The organism is Chitinophaga filiformis (assembly GCF_021646545.1).
Taxonomy (GTDB): domain Bacteria; phylum Bacteroidota; class Bacteroidia; order Chitinophagales; family Chitinophagaceae; genus Chitinophaga; species Chitinophaga filiformis_A.
This window is the reverse complement of record NZ_JAKIRP010000006.1, coordinates 284,693-300,125: the sequence shown is the minus strand read 5'-3', so window position 1 is coordinate 300,125 and position 15,433 is coordinate 284,693. Positions and strand designations below refer to the sequence as shown.

The window sequence follows — 15,433 nt, the reverse complement described above, 5'->3', positions numbered from 1 at the left end:
TCTGTAGCAATTATTCTTTAGTCCCTTATTCGTACATAAATATAGTTAGAATCCACTATATATAGCAAGTCTTAAATTTATAACCGGATTATGGCCAATAGTGTGTTCATCAGGTACATCTTGCAGCGGATACAGATTTTAGTAAACAGTCCCTCCGGATAGGGGTATAAGGGCACTAAGAACTGGACACTTCCCGGTCGCCTTTCGTATTTGGGGTGGTTGAAGGGTTTCGAACCCTCGACTCTCCCATTTGCCAGGGAAGAGACAAGTTGGTCAGGTGCGCGAACGTGTATGTTTGGGGAAAATCAGAAAGAAATAATGAAGACTTTCTAAGGATGATCCTGCTTCCATACCTGTTGGTAATAGTTGCCCCAGTCGCGGATGTATTTGTAATATTCGTATTCGGTTTCGAAGTTCTGCAGCATTTCATATGTTGGCCGGTATTGTACCATGAAACTGTCCAGGGCGGGCGATTGTAAACCTGTCAGTTTTTGTATCAGGGTCTTGTTGAACCGGTAGTCTACGTATTTTTCATGTTCCAGTTGTATAAGATGTTCTCTGAAGGCCTCCATTCTTTTGATCTTTCTCATGCTGAACAGGGCATCCAGATTAACGCCCACCCCGCCGGCGGCTGAAGAGATGTATTCCGGTGAATAATCAAATACCTTGCGGTACTCCTCCCGGTTGGCTAAAGAATCTAACTGATAACTTTTCCTTTTCTCCTGTACTTCCACGGTGGGCAGCGTGGTAACGTCCACATGCAGCTTCATATCGAATGGCCGGTTAAGAGGGGCCTCTTTTACAGGGATCTTCATCGTGGCTTTCCCCAGATAGGAAAAGCTGATAGAGTCTGTGAGTTGTAGTTTGATGCTGTAGCGCCCCAGGGAATCTGTAACGGCCCCCGCACCGGAACTGCCTATCACACTTACGCCCGGCAGTCCGTAACGGGCCGAACGCTCATATACCGTTCCGTAGACAGTACGGACCTGCGCTTTGCTTATCCCGGCAAGCAGGACCAATACTACAAACAGGGCTGTTTTCAGGAAGAGGCTTTTATTATTCATTTCAGGACCAATCTAAGACAGGAGTAATATATAAGCAAGAACAAGGGAATATATTAACATTTCATTTTAGATGAACGGGTCCTTACAAAGGACCAACGGGCAACTACTGTTTCCTCCTGATACGGCTGAGTGACTGTTGCGTGATGCCCAGGTAAGAGGCAATGTCGCCCAGTGAAACCCTGTTGGCAATATCCGGCTGGCGTTCCAGGAATAAACGGTATCGCTCACTGGAATCGTAGCCCAGGTAGGCATTACGGGTGTTGATCTTTTCCAGCAGCGTCTTTTGGATGGAATTGTCAATAGCAGTCTTCAAAGCCGGATACTTCTCATATAGATCCATCAGCGCCGCCCGGTCTATGGATAGTACTTCGGCATCGCAGGCCGCTTCGATCGTTTCATGTGCTACCACCCGGTTAATGAAACTGTTAAGTATCGTACAGAAACGGTTTTCACTGATAAAGTAATGTGTTACTTCATTGCCATTCTCACTTTGTGCCAGTATCCGCAGTATGCCCTTACATACAAAGAATAGTTGTCTGCAGATGTGCGCTGACTGAAATAATGTTGCCCCTTCTTTATACGTCCGGTATTCAAAAGCATCCAGTATTGCAAGCTGGTCGTCTGCCGACAGTAATGTACCAAGTTGCAGGTGATTGAGCAGCTGATTGTCCATATAACAAATATCGGGATTGAAATCGTTTTTTACCATTTGTTAAATAACGGCGGTTGCGTGCTTCCGACCTTTGATGTATCAAAATGATGAATTATGGAAAGTCAACAAACAAACAAAACGGCATTAACAGGAAAGAAGGTTATTGTATTGGGTGGTAGCTCCGGACTTGGGCTTGCAACCGCTATCGCTGCGGCTGCAGAAGGCGCTAAGGTTGTCATTGTATCGGGTAATCAGCAGCGTATCAATGAGGCACTGACCAGACTACCGGCAGGTAGTGAAGGTTATGCCATCGACCTGTCAGAGGAAGGGAACATTAAAACCCTCTTCGAACAGGCAGGAAACTTTGATCACCTGGTATATACTGCCGGTGAGAACATTGTTCTAAACAACATCAGCGACACTAATCTGGAACAGGCGCATGCTTTCTTTAATCTGCGCTACTGGGGTGCTTTGGCGGCAGTGAAGTACGGCGCGCCTCATATCAACAAAGGCGGTTCTATCAATCTTGTTGGTGGTATTGCCAGTCCGCGGCCTAATGCAGGGTGGGGGATAGCAGCCAGTATCTGTGGTGCTATGGAAGGCTTTACCAGGGCCATGGCTGTGGAACTGGCGCCCATCCGTGTGAACCAGGTATCGCCCGGTGTGATCAGGACTAACTTGTGGAACAGTATGTCGGCGGAAGATCGTAACAATCTGTATACTTCAGTAGGAGATGCGCTGCCGCTGAAACGTATAGGCGAAGCAGAAGATATTGCACAGGCATTCGTGTATATGATGAAACAACAATTTGCCACCGGACAGATATTAACTGTTGACGGCGGTGCAGTATTGATCTGATCATACTACCCCTTTTTCTTTTTTCTTTCAGCTGACAATTTAAGTATAGCGTTACCGGCCGGTAATAATTTCCACTGATATCCTGCCACAGGGGGATAATTAAATGTTTTTTGATGATAGAGAAAAAATTGTATTATTGTTAAAACCCGTATCTGTCAACCAAAATCTAAATCCTTTTTAAATCCTGTAATACGTAAAACGTACTGAGAGCACTATTGTATACCGTCTTTATTTTTTACCCTAATCTTTCACTTTAAACCCAAATGAAACATGAAAAACATGCTTTTTCCCCTATTGCTATTGATCATTTGTTTTGCAGCCTGTAAGAAGTCGGCCGACGTACCAGCAGGCGAACCCCAAACAACATCTGACAACGCTAAAAAAGTACTGGCGTACATCCATGAGCTGGGATTTCCATCAGACAAAATTGTAGAAAACGCGAATGAATTTATTGTTGAAGAAGACATTATCTTCCCTAAGAATATGGAAGTACCTAAGGAAAAAGTAAGACCTGAACAGTATTATACCGGAAGCCTGGTGTCAGCAACCAATGTAACTAATATCCGCCTGATGGTAGACGCCTCTATGACCTCTATGCTGTCAGAAATTAACTCTGCTGCAGCACAGTGGAATGCCATATCCGGCTGCTCTATCAATTGGACAGTAGTTACATCCGGTGCTTATGATGTAATCATTGTAAACAGTAACCTGGGGTCTGGTGTGTGCGGACAGGGTACTTTCCCTTCCGGTGGAAGAGCAGGCAGCACCATCAGGATCAACAAGACACAAATCGCAGGTAACAGCTTTGCACAACGTGCACGCACCATCTGCCATGAAATGGGACATAACGTTTCTTTCAGACATACTAACTGGTCTGCCATTGGCGAGTCCAGCGCTACACCGGTTCCTGGCGTAGGCGGTACTGACGCTGCTTCTCTCATGAACGGAGGTCAGTGTGGCAGCGGCGCAACTACTTTGTCTACAAAAGACAAACAGGCAGCAGTGGCTTTATACCCCTGATAACATAACTATGTGAAAACGCGAAGGTGTATCAAACGTCTGATACACCTTCTTTTTATCCGGATAAACTGATAAAGGCTTATCATCGTTCAGCAATTCCCGCCGTCTTCATTTATTGTTGATACTTCCTGCAAACCATTCACTAGCTCGAACAACTCCGGAACGGCGTATACCATTTCTGTTATATCCCCATAACATGTACAACAAGTACCCGGATTTGGGGATACTTAGCGCTTAGCTTTCGCTGTAACTTCACGCTCCGAATAAAAGTTTTATCTGATGAGTAATTTTATTGCCCTTAACTCCATTGCAACAGGGCGTAGATGGAGTGTGAATGTGACCGGATATACCACTGCTTTAAGAAAGTTAGTTTGTTGCCTGTTCATATTGTTTTTTTCTGGCGCTTATGCATTCAGCCAGCATAGGCTGTCTGCAGGCGAGCATTTTGCCGATGTAAACGGTGTTAAACTGCATTATTATGTTTCTGGTAAAGGGCCTGTGTGCCTGGCGCCATCTCCGGGATGGGGCGCGCATGTGGACTACATGCGTTCACTGACGCCTTTTGAGAAACATTTTACAATGGTGTATTACGATACCCGCAAAAGCGGTCTGTCTACCGGCCCTGATGATCCGACAAAATATACCGATCAGGACCTCGTGAATGACATGGATTCACTAAGAGTATACCTGGGACAGTCAAAGGTATGGCTGACAGGACATTCCGGTGGAGGATACCAGGTACTGAACTATGGTTCACTGCACAACAATAATGTAAATGGTATCATTGCACTGGATGCTATGGCATTGTATGACAGCCTCCAGCAGGCGGAAATGCTGAAAGTCATCGCAGAAAAAAGGAACGGTCCTGAGTTTGAAAAAGCGAAAGCCGCATTCTTCGGTAAGGATACCGTGAAACGCAACATGGACGAGTTTTTGGAGGTGATATTACCATTGTATTTTACCAATCCAAAAGTAATGCACACCTTACCTAAGCTGAAGGTCAGCGATAAGGCATATGCTTACACAGATGCATCAAAGATCTTCCGGAGTAAGAATCTGCTGGATGACCTGCACAACATCAAGGTGCCTGTACTGGTGGTAGTTGGTGACGGAGATTTTATCTGCGGCGTTGAGTCGGAAGCAAAGCGGATACATGCGCGTATCCCCACATCGCAACTGGTGATTGTAAAGGACGCCGGACACCTGCCATGGATAGAACAACCGAAAGAGTTTTACAAAGCTTTTGAAGAGTGGGCGAAGGAACAAAAAATTTAACATACAGGATTTAAGTATGAAAGCAGCGGGCGCATTCTTGTATGGAGGCGCCCGCTGTCTTTTGTCGTTGTATATGAACACGGTAAGCAGTAACTTTGTGTCTCTAAAATGATTCACCATGGACAAGAGAGAAACAATCCCCACCGGCGGTACTTTTTACCCTATAGTGAAAGAGCTGTTCGAAAAGAAACAAAAGGCAGGTATTCTTTACGACGATAATGGTGTGACCCGTGCCAATGGTCTTATAGAAAGTCTGTTTGAACGCGATGGTCATCAATGGTTAAAGCTGGAAGATCAGACTGAGATCAGGATCGATAAGTTGTATGCGGTGAATGGCACGTTCTCGTCAGATTACTCTGAATGTTGAGATACAATAAGCTGTTGTCTCCGCACAGGATAATTACCGGGTGACAAGCGATGAAATGAACCATTACAAGGTTTGGTGGCAATAGCCATCATCTAAGCATATTCAGCACCAGTGAAGGCGTCTCGTATGGAGGCGCCTTCTTTATTTTGAAAAAAGTCCCCAAAGATTTTCCATGTTAGCGAACTGAGTTATATATTTGTCTACAATTCTAGTAGACTGTAGCAATAATTTACCACCACCGCGAACAGCATACAGACGTGCAGCTTCCTGCATGTTGACCTTTGCATGTCTTTTTTATAACGTTAAATACATTTATCATGAGAAAAGTATTACTTTTTCTTATACCGGTAATGCTATGGGCTGTTGTCTCATCAGCCCAGAAAACGGTGGAGGGGGTGGTAAAGAATAACGAGGGGGAACCTCTTACAGGAGCAACTGTAGTAGTAAAAGGCACCAGGATCCATGCAGTAGCAGACACCAGTGGTCAGTTCAGTATTATTCCACGCAGAGAGCCTCCCTTTACCCTTGTAATCAGTTCTGTAGGTCATGAGCTACGGGAAATCCGGCTCACTGAGTGGCCGGCGGCGCCCCTGGCCATCGCACTCACCAATGATAACAGTCTTTCTGAAGTGGTGATCACTTCGCGGCGGCGTATAGAAACGGCGCAAAATGTACCTATCCCTATTTCTGTAATAGGTGGAGGACTAATTCAAGATGCAGGAGCATTCAATGTAAATCGTCTGAAAGAGCTGGTACCTACCGTACAGTTATATTCTTCCAATCCCAGGAATACAACACTGAATATCCGTGGGCTGGGCTCTACTTTCGGGCTGACCAATGACGGCATTGACCCCGGTGTCGGCTTTTATGTAGACGGCGTATATTACGCGCGTCCGGCAGCCACTACGCTCGATTTTATAGACATTGAACAGATAGAGGTATTAAGAGGTCCGCAGGGAACATTGTTTGGCAAGAACACAACAGCAGGAGCATTTAACATCACCACAAAAGCACCCAGCTTTGAAACGGCGGCCAATTTTGAATTGAGTTATGGCAACTTCGGATATATACAGGCGAAAACTTCTATAACGGGGCCTGTCAGCAAGAAACTGGCCGCAAAGATCTCATTTTCAGGTACACAGCGGGACGGTGTTATTTACAATGTTGTAACGCAGAAGTACATTAACGATCTCAATAATCTGGGTGGCAGGGCGCAGTTGTTGTATGTGCCTTCAGACAGAGTGAAGATCACTCTATCCGGTGATGTAACTGAACAGCATCCTGAAGGATATGCGCAGGTAGTAGCAGGTGTCGTTCCTACTTTACGTGCACCCTACAGGCAGTTCAACCAGATTATTGCAGATCTGAATTACAAGCTGCCAAGCCTGAATGCTTTTGACCGCCTGGTTGATCACAATACGCCATGGCGTTCGGGCAATGAGCTGGGAGGCGTATCGCTCAATGTTGATGCGAAGATAGGAGGTGGCACGCTGACGTCTACTACCGCCTGGCGTTACTGGAACTGGGACCCTTCTAACGACAGGGACTTTACCGGTTTATCAGTGCTGTCGCTTTCGCAGGCAACTTCAAAACATAAGCAGTGGACGCAGGAGCTGCGTTATGCAGGCGACCTCTCATCGCGTCTCAGTGGCGTGATAGGCGTTTTCGGCATCTGGCAGGACCTCAAAACTGATCCTGAGCACATAGAGGAATCGGGCAAAGACCAATGGCGTTTCTCCCAGAGCTCTACCAGTGAGTTATGGAAAACACCGGGCCTCTTTGAAGGATATGGTATTAAGACGAGGTCCAGGTTGAAGACCTTCGGCGGAGCCATATTCGGACAGCTGGATTGGGCTATCACCGACAAGCTGCACGTACTGCCCGGCTTACGGTTCAATTACGACAAGAAAGAAGTAGACTATGACAGACGCACGTATGGCGGTCTGCAAACGGATGACCCGGACCTGATCGCGTTGAAGAATATCGTTTATACCAATCAGACCTTTATAGCAGATGTAGATGAAAGTAACTTCTCCGGTCAGCTAACGCTGTCTTATAAGGCTTCCAGTCATGTCAATGCTTTTGCAACATATTCCACCAGCTATAAGCCGATAGGCGTTAACCTCGGTGGTTTGCCTACCAGCAGTGGCAAAGTGATGACTGAGCTGGCAAGGATCAAACCAGAGTCTGTGCGTCATATTGAAGTAGGTGTAAAAACCACACCCACCAGCAATTCTACCCTGAACCTGGTGTTCCATAAAACAGACATCAAGGATTACCAGACGCAGGTACAGACCGCAGAAGTGGGTGTGAATCGCGGATATCTTGCCAATGCAGAAAAAGTACGGGTGCTGGGCGCAGAACTGGATGCGAATGTAAGGTTCAAACATCTCTCCTTATATGGTGCGCTTGCTTATACGGATGGCAAATATGTCTCGTTTAAGAATGCACCGGTACCCCTGGAAGAAACCGGTGGTTCCTCTGCCTTTAAGGATATATCAGGAGGAAAGCTGCCGGGTATTTCAGAGTGGGCCGGTTCACTGGGTGGTGAGCTGTCGTCCAATCCGGGTGTTATACTCGGACAAAGCGCTACTTTCTTCGTGGCTTTTGATACGTATTACCGTTCTTCTTTTTCTTCCAGTTCTTCACCATCTAAATACCTGAATGTGGATGGTTACAACCTGCTGAATGCGAGAGCTGGTTTCCGCGCGTTCAATGGTTTGTCGGTGTTTGTATGGGGAAGGAATATCCTGGATAAAGATTATTATGAACAATTGCTGCCGGCAGCTGGAAATGCCGGTCACTATGCAGGTGTGCTGGGCGACCAGCGGACTTATGGTATTACGATAAGGTATACCTATCGGCCTTGATATTCGGAGAGGGGCTTCAGGAGTTGAGGCCCCTTTTTTTGTTCCCTATCCAATTCTTCGATAGCCCTATACCTCCTCGCCGTGAACAAAAGAGCCGCTTGTTTCCCTGCCTGCTCTAACCCTCTTCCCTGAAAATTATTTAACACTAAATAGTGGACTTTGTCCACTAAATATGTATATTCGCATTGGATTCACTGATAACTTACAAGCATAAAAAAATGAAGGACACTATAACAGCGGTCCAGGAGATCCGTGCGTTCAACCGTTTCTATACAGATATCATCGGGCTGCTGGACGCGCATTTGCTGAACAGTGCTTACTCCTTGTCGGAGGTACGTACCATGTATGAAATACATACAGGTAAAAGTGTGCAGGCTTCACAGATCATGACGGCCATGCATATTGATAAGAGTTATTTAAGCCGGATACTGAAGAAGCTGGAAAAGGATGGACTGATAATAAAGACGCCATCTGAAGAGGATGCAAGGGCCTCGCTCATCTCTCTTACAGAGAAAGGAATGAAGGTGTTTAAAACACTAAATAAAGCGTCAGACGAACAGATAGATGGACTGATCAGCAACCTGCCTGCAAAGAAGCAACAGGCGCTGGTAAATCATATGAAAGCAATACAGGAAATATTACAATACAAATAACGGAGAATACTATGACAACTACGATGAGTTTAAATGATATCAGCCTGCGTAACGAGCTTTTGCCGGGAGATCTTGGCTATGTTGCGTATTTGCATGGACTGCTTTATGCGAAAGAGCGCGGCTATGGGCTTAATTTTGAAGGTTATGTGCTGGATGGGTTGGGAGAGTTTGCTCACCGGTATGATCCGGCAAAAGACAGGATATGGGTATGTGAACATGAAGGGAAGATCATCGGTTTCCTGATGGGACTTAACAGGGTCGATACTGTGCAGCTGCGTTATTTCATTTTCTTGCCGGAGTACAGGGGAATAGGACTCGGAAAGAAACTGATGAATGAATTCATCAACTACATGAAAGAGATAAGGATTAATAAAGCATATTTGTGGACGACCAATGAGCAGGAGGAAGCGATTGCTTTGTATACACGGTATGGTTTCACATTGACAGAAGAGAAGAGGTCTAATACATTTGACAAGGAGCTGGTGGAGAGGAGGTATGATATGGAGTTGGCTTAACACCGGACAGAAGCATTAGCCCCACCATACTTGGTTTGAAATTTGTTTTGATCCTACCTGTAGACTAAACAAATTCAAGCTTTGTTAAACCGTAGAGGAAACCATACCCGGATAAGTGGACCCATACATGTGCTGTGGCGGCAAATCTTACTGTTAATATCCTTTGTTATCATACATGGGACCGTTTATAGTCAGGTACAACCACCTGCCGACACCCTGAAGCGGGATTCTTTACCGACAGCAGCTCAGCGACAGGCTGAAGAAAACCTGTTTAAGGAGTTTGATCTCGGCGATCTGGCAAGATATATTCTGCATCCCAAAAGGCCGCCGGGCCCGGTGAAAACACGTTCAGGTATCATTGTTGTTCCGAATGTAGCTTCGAACCCCAGTATCGGCTCACAGATTGGTATTAAGGCTGTAGCGGGGAAAAAACTGGGCGGTGATCCTAATACCCTTCTTTCAGTAGCTGCAACATCCGCGTCTATTACTACAAAAGGTATTATATATTTCTATATCTCTCACAATGTGTACACCCCCGGCAACAAATGGAACCTGCAGGGTAGCCTGATCGCTGCCAAAACTGTGACGCCTGACTTCGGACTCGGTATCGCGAATGAAGGCGGAAAGAGTGAAGCCGACATCATTCTCGCTAATGCGGCACGTAAACCCCGTGCGGTGCGGGGACAATTCTACAATTTCAGAGAGAAGGTTTACAAAGAGGTCAGCAAGAACCTTTTTGTGGGAATGGGTGTGTCGTTTGATATCAGACGTGCGCTCAAAAACAGCGACACTACCTCTGATCTGACGCCATTCAATATCTACAGCGACCGGCATGGATTTCCCAGAGAGCACTATATGGCGAACGGGTTGCTGCTGAACGTTCAGTATACAACCCGTGATAACCAGAACCGGGCCTACAAGGGAATGTATATTGACGCCGGTTTCCGTGCCAACCAGACCTGGATGGGAAGTACGCGGAGTGGATTGCAGTTCACGACGGATTTCCGGAAATATGTCAGTCTTTCTGCCCGGAACCCAGCGCATGTAATAGCATTCTGGAACTGGGGCTCCTACCTGCTTAGCGGAGCAGTGCCATACTTCGAACTACCGGGTACAGCTAAAGACCCAGGTTCACGTAGCGGAAGGGGATATGTGGTCGGATATTTCAAAGGTGCGAATTATAACTATTCGGAAGTGGAGTACCGCTTCCCTATATTGAGGAATAATTTTATCAGTGGTGTGGCATTCTTCCATTTACAGACCGCCAGCGATGAAATAGGTACCAGATTGTTCCAGACATTTCAGCCAGGGGGAGGAGCAGGCTTGCGAATCTTGTTTAACAAGCATACGCGTACCAACCTTTGCCTGGATTATGCCTGGGGTAAGTATGGTGCCAGAGGGTTCTTTCTGGGTCTGAATGAGGCATTTTAAGGCCAAAATGGCCTAGCCCCTCTTCCGGCGTCGGGAAGGCTCGAAATACTCCCATAAATACTTCGAAATCTTCCTGATCAGGTTTTCCGCTTCATTCTCGTCTGTCCAGCGCTGATCTTTATTGTTCTTTGTGCCTACATAGAACACATAATCGCCATGTGGTGCATTTACCAGTATCACTTCAGACCTTGAAGCGTCTACAGAACCTGTTTTATGCGCAGCCTGTACATAAGGAGGGATCTGGGAGAGGCCTGTCTCATCATAATAGCCGTGTGTCATGAGGCGGTACATCCGCTCGGAAGCGGTTTTACTGATAATCTCCCCCTGGCGGATCTTCACCACTAACTCCGCCATCTCATGTGGAGTCGTCATACCCCAGCCCCATATATTCCTGATAGCTTCCCGACCTGGCGTACGGGAATTCACCCGGGTGACGGAAAACCCGTATTGCGCCATCAGTTCATTGATGCGTTGTCCGCCACCGGCAAGGGCCTGGTTCCATAATGATGTGGTATTATCGCTGTAAGACATCATCAATGCCAGCAATACACTCAGGTCTGTCTCCGTACTGTCTTTGAAGAATTGCATTAATCCGGAGCCACCGTATTTGATGGAATCCCGGTAAATGAGTGGCTGGTGATATTTCAGTTCCCCCTTCTCAATCTTATCAAACACGCCTACCAGGATAGGGATCTTCACAATACTGGCCGTGGGGAAGATGGTGTCTTCATTAATACCCACATAACGGCCGGTTTTAAGGTTCCTGACATAGATGCCTATATCTCCCTTGAAGTCTTTGATAATTTCCCGCAACCCCTTTTCAAGTTTGCGGTCCTGTTGCGAAAATGCCAGCGCTGGAAGAAGCATGAATAAAATGAGAAACCGGTACATGTTTTATATCGACGTTTGTCCCAAGATATAAAACAGTACCGGTAATTTCTCTAAAAGATCGTCCGCCCTTGGCGCATATTTTGCGGCAGAACGGGTAAATCCATGTTATGCTTACGAATGCCACTTTCTCAGTGATAGCTGTTACGGCTTACCTGTTACTATATTGTATATTGCTACAGATTGAACATACACAATGGATAGCGCTCCGTATGTTCCTGTTCTCACCTGTGCTGGTTGTCTGGATGGTATACACAGTATTGAAATACGGCGTATACACCGGTCGCGAACTGGCAGAAGATGAGGAATACGGCTATCAGGACAGGCACGAATAGCAACACTATTGTTTCAGTTCTGCTTTCCCGTTGTCCACCGGCGATTTCGTCACGCTAATCCGGCTACAAAAAGCTGCCTATATTATGTCGCATGAAGACGCGCCATTGTCAGAAGTAATACCCAGAATTGGTATACAGACACAGTCGTCTGTCACCAGGGCGTTTAAAAAAGAGTTTAGCAAATTGTCGACACAGTGTTTGCAGGAAATTAAAACAATAGGAAACCGTTATAGATTTATAAAACATTTGAGTAAATTAAAGCCCTAACAACCCGAACGCTAATAATCGAAAGAAATGAAGAAATTATTATCCTGTTTTGTTGTATCCCTCGGCATAGCATCTGCTGCAAACGCCCAGGGAACGCAATGGCACGTTATTAAAGACAGAATTGTAACCCAATGGGCTGATAAGGTTGACCCGAAAGCCCCGCTGCCAGAATATCCACGTCCGCTACTGGTCAGAAGCAATAACTGGATAAATTTAAATGGTCTCTGGAGTTACGCAATCACGCCGAAATCGCAGTCGGAACCTGCTGCTTACGAAGGAAACATCCTGGTGCCTTTTGCGGTGGAATCTGCTCTGTCAGGTGTAGGCCGCACTGTCGGAAAAGACAGTCTGTTGTGGTATAAGAATACCATCACTATTCCTTCTTCAATGAAGAATAAAGACATCTTACTGCATTTTGGCGCTGTAGATTGGCAGACGGAAGTTTTTGTGAATGGGAAGAGTGCAGGTAAACATGAGGGAGGATATGATCCGTTTTCATTCAATATCACACCCTATCTTAAGAAAGGTGCAAAACAGGAGGTAGCTGTACGTGTATGGGACCCAACGGATGATGGTCCGCAGCCAGCGGGCAAACAGGTGGTTAAGCCGGAAGGCATCTGGTATACACCAGTAACCGGTATCTGGCAGACAGTGTGGCTGGAAGCTGTACCGAAGGTGTATATCAGGTCAACAAAACATACGCCTGATATCGACAAACACACCATATCAGTAGCTGCTGATGTGGAGAACGCGCAGGACGGCGATAACCTGAAAATTGAAGTATTAGACGGCGCTACAGTGATTGGACAACAGCAGGTAGGTGCTAAGGAAACTGCGGTGATCCCATTGAACAATGAGAAATTGTGGTCGCCTTCCACACCTTTCCTGTATGACCTGAAAGTAACGCTGGTGCGTAATAACAAACCGGTAGATGAAATAAAAAGTTATTTCGCTATGCGTAAAATATCGATGGCGCCTGATGCCAATGGTATACAGCGTATGCTGCTGAATAATAAATTCCTTTTCCAGTACGGTCCGCTGGACCAGGGTTGGTGGCCTGATGGATTGTATACACCTCCTACTTATGAGGCAATGGTGTATGACGTTGACCAGTTGAAGAAGATGGGCTTTAATATGATCCGTAAACACATCAAAGTGGAACCTGCTACCTACTATGCCTACTGCGATAAGGCAGGTATGCTGCTGTGGCAGGATATGCCGAGTGGCGACAGAGGCAATGGATGGGAAAACCGTCCGGGAGTGCTGGATCATGCTACTGACAAGAACCGTACGCCGGAATCAGAAGGATATTACCGCAAAGAATGGAATGCGATCATAGATGCTTTGTATAACTATCCAAGCATTGTGGTATGGGTACCATTCAACGAAGCCTGGGGCCAATTCAAGACAGCTGAGATCACTGAATGGACGATGAAAAAAGATCCGTCAAGACTGGTGAACAGCGCCAGCGGTGGTAACTTTTATCCTACAGGACATATCATCGATCTGCACAACTATCCTCATCCTGCCATGCCGAGACCAGACTTGTTTGGTCAGAAGCAGATCCTGGTACTGGGAGAATTCGGAGGACTGGGATTGCCGCTGGAAGGCCATACCTGGCAGAAGAACAAAAACTGGGGATACCAGTCATTCAAAAATTCTGAGGATATGTTCAAAAGGTATCAGACTTTCACTGAAAGGATCGCCCAGCTGATTCCTTTAGGCTTGTCGGCCGCTGTATACACACAGACAACAGACGTAGAAGGAGAGGTGAATGGTTTTATGACCTACGATCGCCAGGTAGATAAAATGCCTGTTGATAAACTACGGGAAGCGAATGTGAAATTATATGATCCCGCGTTAGTGAAATAAACCGGTTATAACTGATAATGCATTCATATTGAAGCGTTGTTTATGTACAATTCGGCGAATCGGCCGGCATCGGACAGATATTGAATAATATGTTTCGAAAAGCACTGACGAAAGTCGGTGCTTTTTTTTCTCTGTATCCGTGATAATTTGCCTATTTTCATCTTCTCATAAAATCTATACCCATGCATCTTTCCAAAGAGATTCACCGCGACGATCACTCCACTAGTACAAAGCAAATATTCTATAACGACAAGAAACAGATAACCGGGATACTGGAAACCGGGAAGAGCTCCTCGGGAGAACGTGGTGTTTTAAGTGTCTATGAATATACGGGAGAGGATTACCGTGTCGTAAAATATGGGGATGAAACGAAAAGCTATGCCGCTTTTACTGCCAAAGGACACGCTATACTAGCTACAGGTAACTGGCATACTGTGAATGAGGCATTTTCTACCAATGAATATAAGTTTGAAAAAGGATTGCCGGTAGCAGAGCATTACCACAATATCCGCTATGGTACAAAAGAGTCTCTAAGCTATACGTATCAGAATGGGGTGAAGGCATCAGAAACAAGAGTAACGGAAGATGGTACGGTACTGAAAACTATTTATACCTATGTGAACGGCATATTGGAGTCGAAGCTGCTGCTTAATAATGACAAGTTTTCAGAACAGATAATTTATGTATATGGGAATAACCACGTGTTACTGGAAGAGCAGCGGGTTAACAAGTATAAGGATACGCAGTATTTGGCTTCTCAGAAGAAATTCTTCTACAATGCTAAAAAGGAAGTAGAGAAGACGGAATATTATGGCAAATATGATGGGAAAATGATACTGTACAGAATTGAAGAAGCTATCCGTGAGGGAAATGTACTGACTAAAAAAGAGGCATCTGTTTCAAGCATAGAACATGTGATTGGATACTATGACCTGGCCGCGTTACACGATACGCTGAAAGAGAGAAGTATGGAATGGGCTATTCCAACGTATGATAAAAAGTATGCGGATGCTGCTGTGTTTGATGTGCAGAGTTGTACTATAGAGAAATATGATGACAAAGGAAACGTGACAGAGATGAAGTATATGGACCCTCATACGCGAGAGACGATTGGGAGTGTGTTTTTTCGTAATGAGTATAATGAGAAATCGCAGTTGGAGTTTACGATTGCTTATAGACTAGTGGATGGGGGAAAGATGGAGGAGACGAGTATTAAGAAGTTTTATTGGCTGGATTGAGGCCGGCGATTAAGTGCATCATAGTGATTAGTCCTACTATCGAAGTTAATGGAACTTGCGGATGCATTAGGATCAGTCCAGATACTTACTGTATAGACTCACATGCTATATCGAAAATTTCCTCTGTA

Annotated in this window: 14 protein-coding genes; 11 read left to right on the top strand and 3 right to left on the bottom strand. The window is 45.6% G+C overall.

Going from position 1 to position 15,433, the window contains the following annotated elements; genetic code table 11:
• Nucleotides 1-329 precede the first annotated feature (329 nt).
• Both L3C95_RS17510 and L3C95_RS17505 read right to left on the bottom strand, forming a co-directional pair.
• Complete coding sequence (locus tag L3C95_RS17510; protein WP_236389434.1) at nucleotides 330-1,064, bottom strand: carboxypeptidase-like regulatory domain-containing protein; 735 nt, start codon at nucleotides 1,062-1,064, stop codon at nucleotides 330-332.
• Between the two features lie 103 nt (nucleotides 1,065-1,167).
• Nucleotides 1,168-1,737, bottom strand: a complete 570-nt coding sequence (locus L3C95_RS17505; RefSeq protein WP_236389432.1) for a Crp/Fnr family transcriptional regulator — start codon at nucleotides 1,735-1,737, stop codon at nucleotides 1,168-1,170.
• A 93-nt stretch (nucleotides 1,738-1,830) separates the two neighbouring features.
• On the opposite strand from L3C95_RS17505, the gene L3C95_RS17500 reads away from it, so the two are divergent.
• The 8 genes from L3C95_RS17500 (at nucleotide 1,831) to L3C95_RS17465 (ending at nucleotide 10,705) form a co-directional block, all read left to right on the top strand.
• On the top strand, nucleotides 1,831-2,574 hold the full coding sequence (locus tag L3C95_RS17500; protein ID WP_236389431.1) for an SDR family oxidoreductase: 744 nt from the start codon (nucleotides 1,831-1,833) through the stop codon (nucleotides 2,572-2,574).
• 270 nt (nucleotides 2,575-2,844) lie between these two features.
• A complete protein-coding gene (locus L3C95_RS17495) occupies nucleotides 2,845-3,594 on the top strand; it encodes a M57 family metalloprotease (protein ID WP_236389429.1) in 750 nt (249 codons plus the stop codon).
• 279 nt (nucleotides 3,595-3,873) lie between these two features.
• Entirely contained in the window at nucleotides 3,874-4,869 is a 996-nt protein-coding gene (locus L3C95_RS17490) for an alpha/beta fold hydrolase (RefSeq protein ID WP_236389428.1), read from the top strand.
• A 118-nt stretch (nucleotides 4,870-4,987) separates the two neighbouring features.
• On the top strand, nucleotides 4,988-5,236 hold the full coding sequence (locus L3C95_RS17485; RefSeq protein ID WP_089836878.1) for a hypothetical protein: 249 nt from the start codon (nucleotides 4,988-4,990) through the stop codon (nucleotides 5,234-5,236).
• Nucleotides 5,237-5,553: 317 nt separating this feature from the next.
• The gene (locus tag L3C95_RS17480; protein ID WP_236389427.1) at nucleotides 5,554-8,106 is read left to right on the top strand and encodes a TonB-dependent receptor; all 2,553 of its coding nucleotides are present in this window, start codon (nucleotides 5,554-5,556) and stop codon (nucleotides 8,104-8,106) included.
• A 218-nt stretch (nucleotides 8,107-8,324) separates the two neighbouring features.
• Complete coding sequence (locus L3C95_RS17475) at nucleotides 8,325-8,759, top strand: MarR family winged helix-turn-helix transcriptional regulator (RefSeq protein WP_236389426.1); 435 nt, start codon at nucleotides 8,325-8,327, stop codon at nucleotides 8,757-8,759.
• Nucleotides 8,760-8,770: 11 nt separating this feature from the next.
• Nucleotides 8,771-9,274, top strand: a complete 504-nt coding sequence (locus L3C95_RS17470) for a GNAT family N-acetyltransferase (protein ID WP_236389425.1) — start codon at nucleotides 8,771-8,773, stop codon at nucleotides 9,272-9,274.
• Nucleotides 9,275-9,355: 81 nt separating this feature from the next.
• On the top strand, nucleotides 9,356-10,705 hold the full coding sequence (locus L3C95_RS17465) for a BamA/TamA family outer membrane protein (protein ID WP_236389424.1): 1,350 nt from the start codon (nucleotides 9,356-9,358) through the stop codon (nucleotides 10,703-10,705).
• Between the two features lie 12 nt (nucleotides 10,706-10,717).
• Here L3C95_RS17465 and L3C95_RS17460 read toward each other — a convergent pair whose 3' ends face one another.
• Nucleotides 10,718-11,572 carry a serine hydrolase gene (locus tag L3C95_RS17460; RefSeq protein WP_236389423.1) on the bottom strand — a complete coding sequence of 285 codons (855 nt, stop codon included), beginning with the start codon at nucleotides 11,570-11,572 and terminating at the stop codon, nucleotides 10,718-10,720.
• Between the two features lie 131 nt (nucleotides 11,573-11,703).
• Here L3C95_RS17460 and L3C95_RS17455 point away from each other — a divergent pair, with 131 nt between their 5' ends.
• The 3 genes from L3C95_RS17455 to L3C95_RS17445 all read left to right on the top strand — a co-directional run bounded on the left by L3C95_RS17455 (nucleotide 11,704) and on the right by L3C95_RS17445 (nucleotide 15,305).
• On the top strand, nucleotides 11,704-11,928 hold the full coding sequence (locus L3C95_RS17455) for a hypothetical protein (RefSeq protein ID WP_236389422.1): 225 nt from the start codon (nucleotides 11,704-11,706) through the stop codon (nucleotides 11,926-11,928).
• 294 nt (nucleotides 11,929-12,222) lie between these two features.
• Entirely contained in the window at nucleotides 12,223-14,067 is a 1,845-nt protein-coding gene (locus L3C95_RS17450) for a glycoside hydrolase family 2 protein (RefSeq protein WP_236389420.1), read from the top strand.
• Between the two features lie 182 nt (nucleotides 14,068-14,249).
• On the top strand, nucleotides 14,250-15,305 hold the full coding sequence (locus L3C95_RS17445; protein WP_236389419.1) for a hypothetical protein: 1,056 nt from the start codon (nucleotides 14,250-14,252) through the stop codon (nucleotides 15,303-15,305).
• Nucleotides 15,306-15,433: the final 128 nt, after the last annotated feature.

Coding starts and splice junctions, on each gene's coding strand:
- L3C95_RS17455 (WP_236389422.1), top strand. CDS start 11,704: ATGCTTACGAATGCCACTTTCTCAGTGATAGCTGTTACGGCTTACCTG.
- L3C95_RS17490 (WP_236389428.1), top strand. CDS start 3,874: ATGAGTAATTTTATTGCCCTTAACTCCATTGCAACAGGGCGTAGATGG.
- L3C95_RS17495 (WP_236389429.1), top strand. CDS start 2,845: ATGAAAAACATGCTTTTTCCCCTATTGCTATTGATCATTTGTTTTGCA.
- L3C95_RS17460 (WP_236389423.1), bottom strand. CDS start 11,572: ATGCTTCTTCCAGCGCTGGCATTTTCGCAACAGGACCGCAAACTTGAA.
- L3C95_RS17445 (WP_236389419.1), top strand. CDS start 14,250: ATGCATCTTTCCAAAGAGATTCACCGCGACGATCACTCCACTAGTACA.
- L3C95_RS17480 (WP_236389427.1), top strand. CDS start 5,554: ATGAGAAAAGTATTACTTTTTCTTATACCGGTAATGCTATGGGCTGTT.
- L3C95_RS17450 (WP_236389420.1), top strand. CDS start 12,223: ATGAAGAAATTATTATCCTGTTTTGTTGTATCCCTCGGCATAGCATCT.
- L3C95_RS17510 (WP_236389434.1), bottom strand. CDS start 1,064: ATGAATAATAAAAGCCTCTTCCTGAAAACAGCCCTGTTTGTAGTATTG.
- L3C95_RS17470 (WP_236389425.1), top strand. CDS start 8,771: ATGACAACTACGATGAGTTTAAATGATATCAGCCTGCGTAACGAGCTT.
- L3C95_RS17475 (WP_236389426.1), top strand. CDS start 8,325: ATGAAGGACACTATAACAGCGGTCCAGGAGATCCGTGCGTTCAACCGT.
- L3C95_RS17505 (WP_236389432.1), bottom strand. CDS start 1,737: ATGGACAATCAGCTGCTCAATCACCTGCAACTTGGTACATTACTGTCG.
- L3C95_RS17500 (WP_236389431.1), top strand. CDS start 1,831: ATGGAAAGTCAACAAACAAACAAAACGGCATTAACAGGAAAGAAGGTT.
- L3C95_RS17485 (WP_089836878.1), top strand. CDS start 4,988: ATGGACAAGAGAGAAACAATCCCCACCGGCGGTACTTTTTACCCTATA.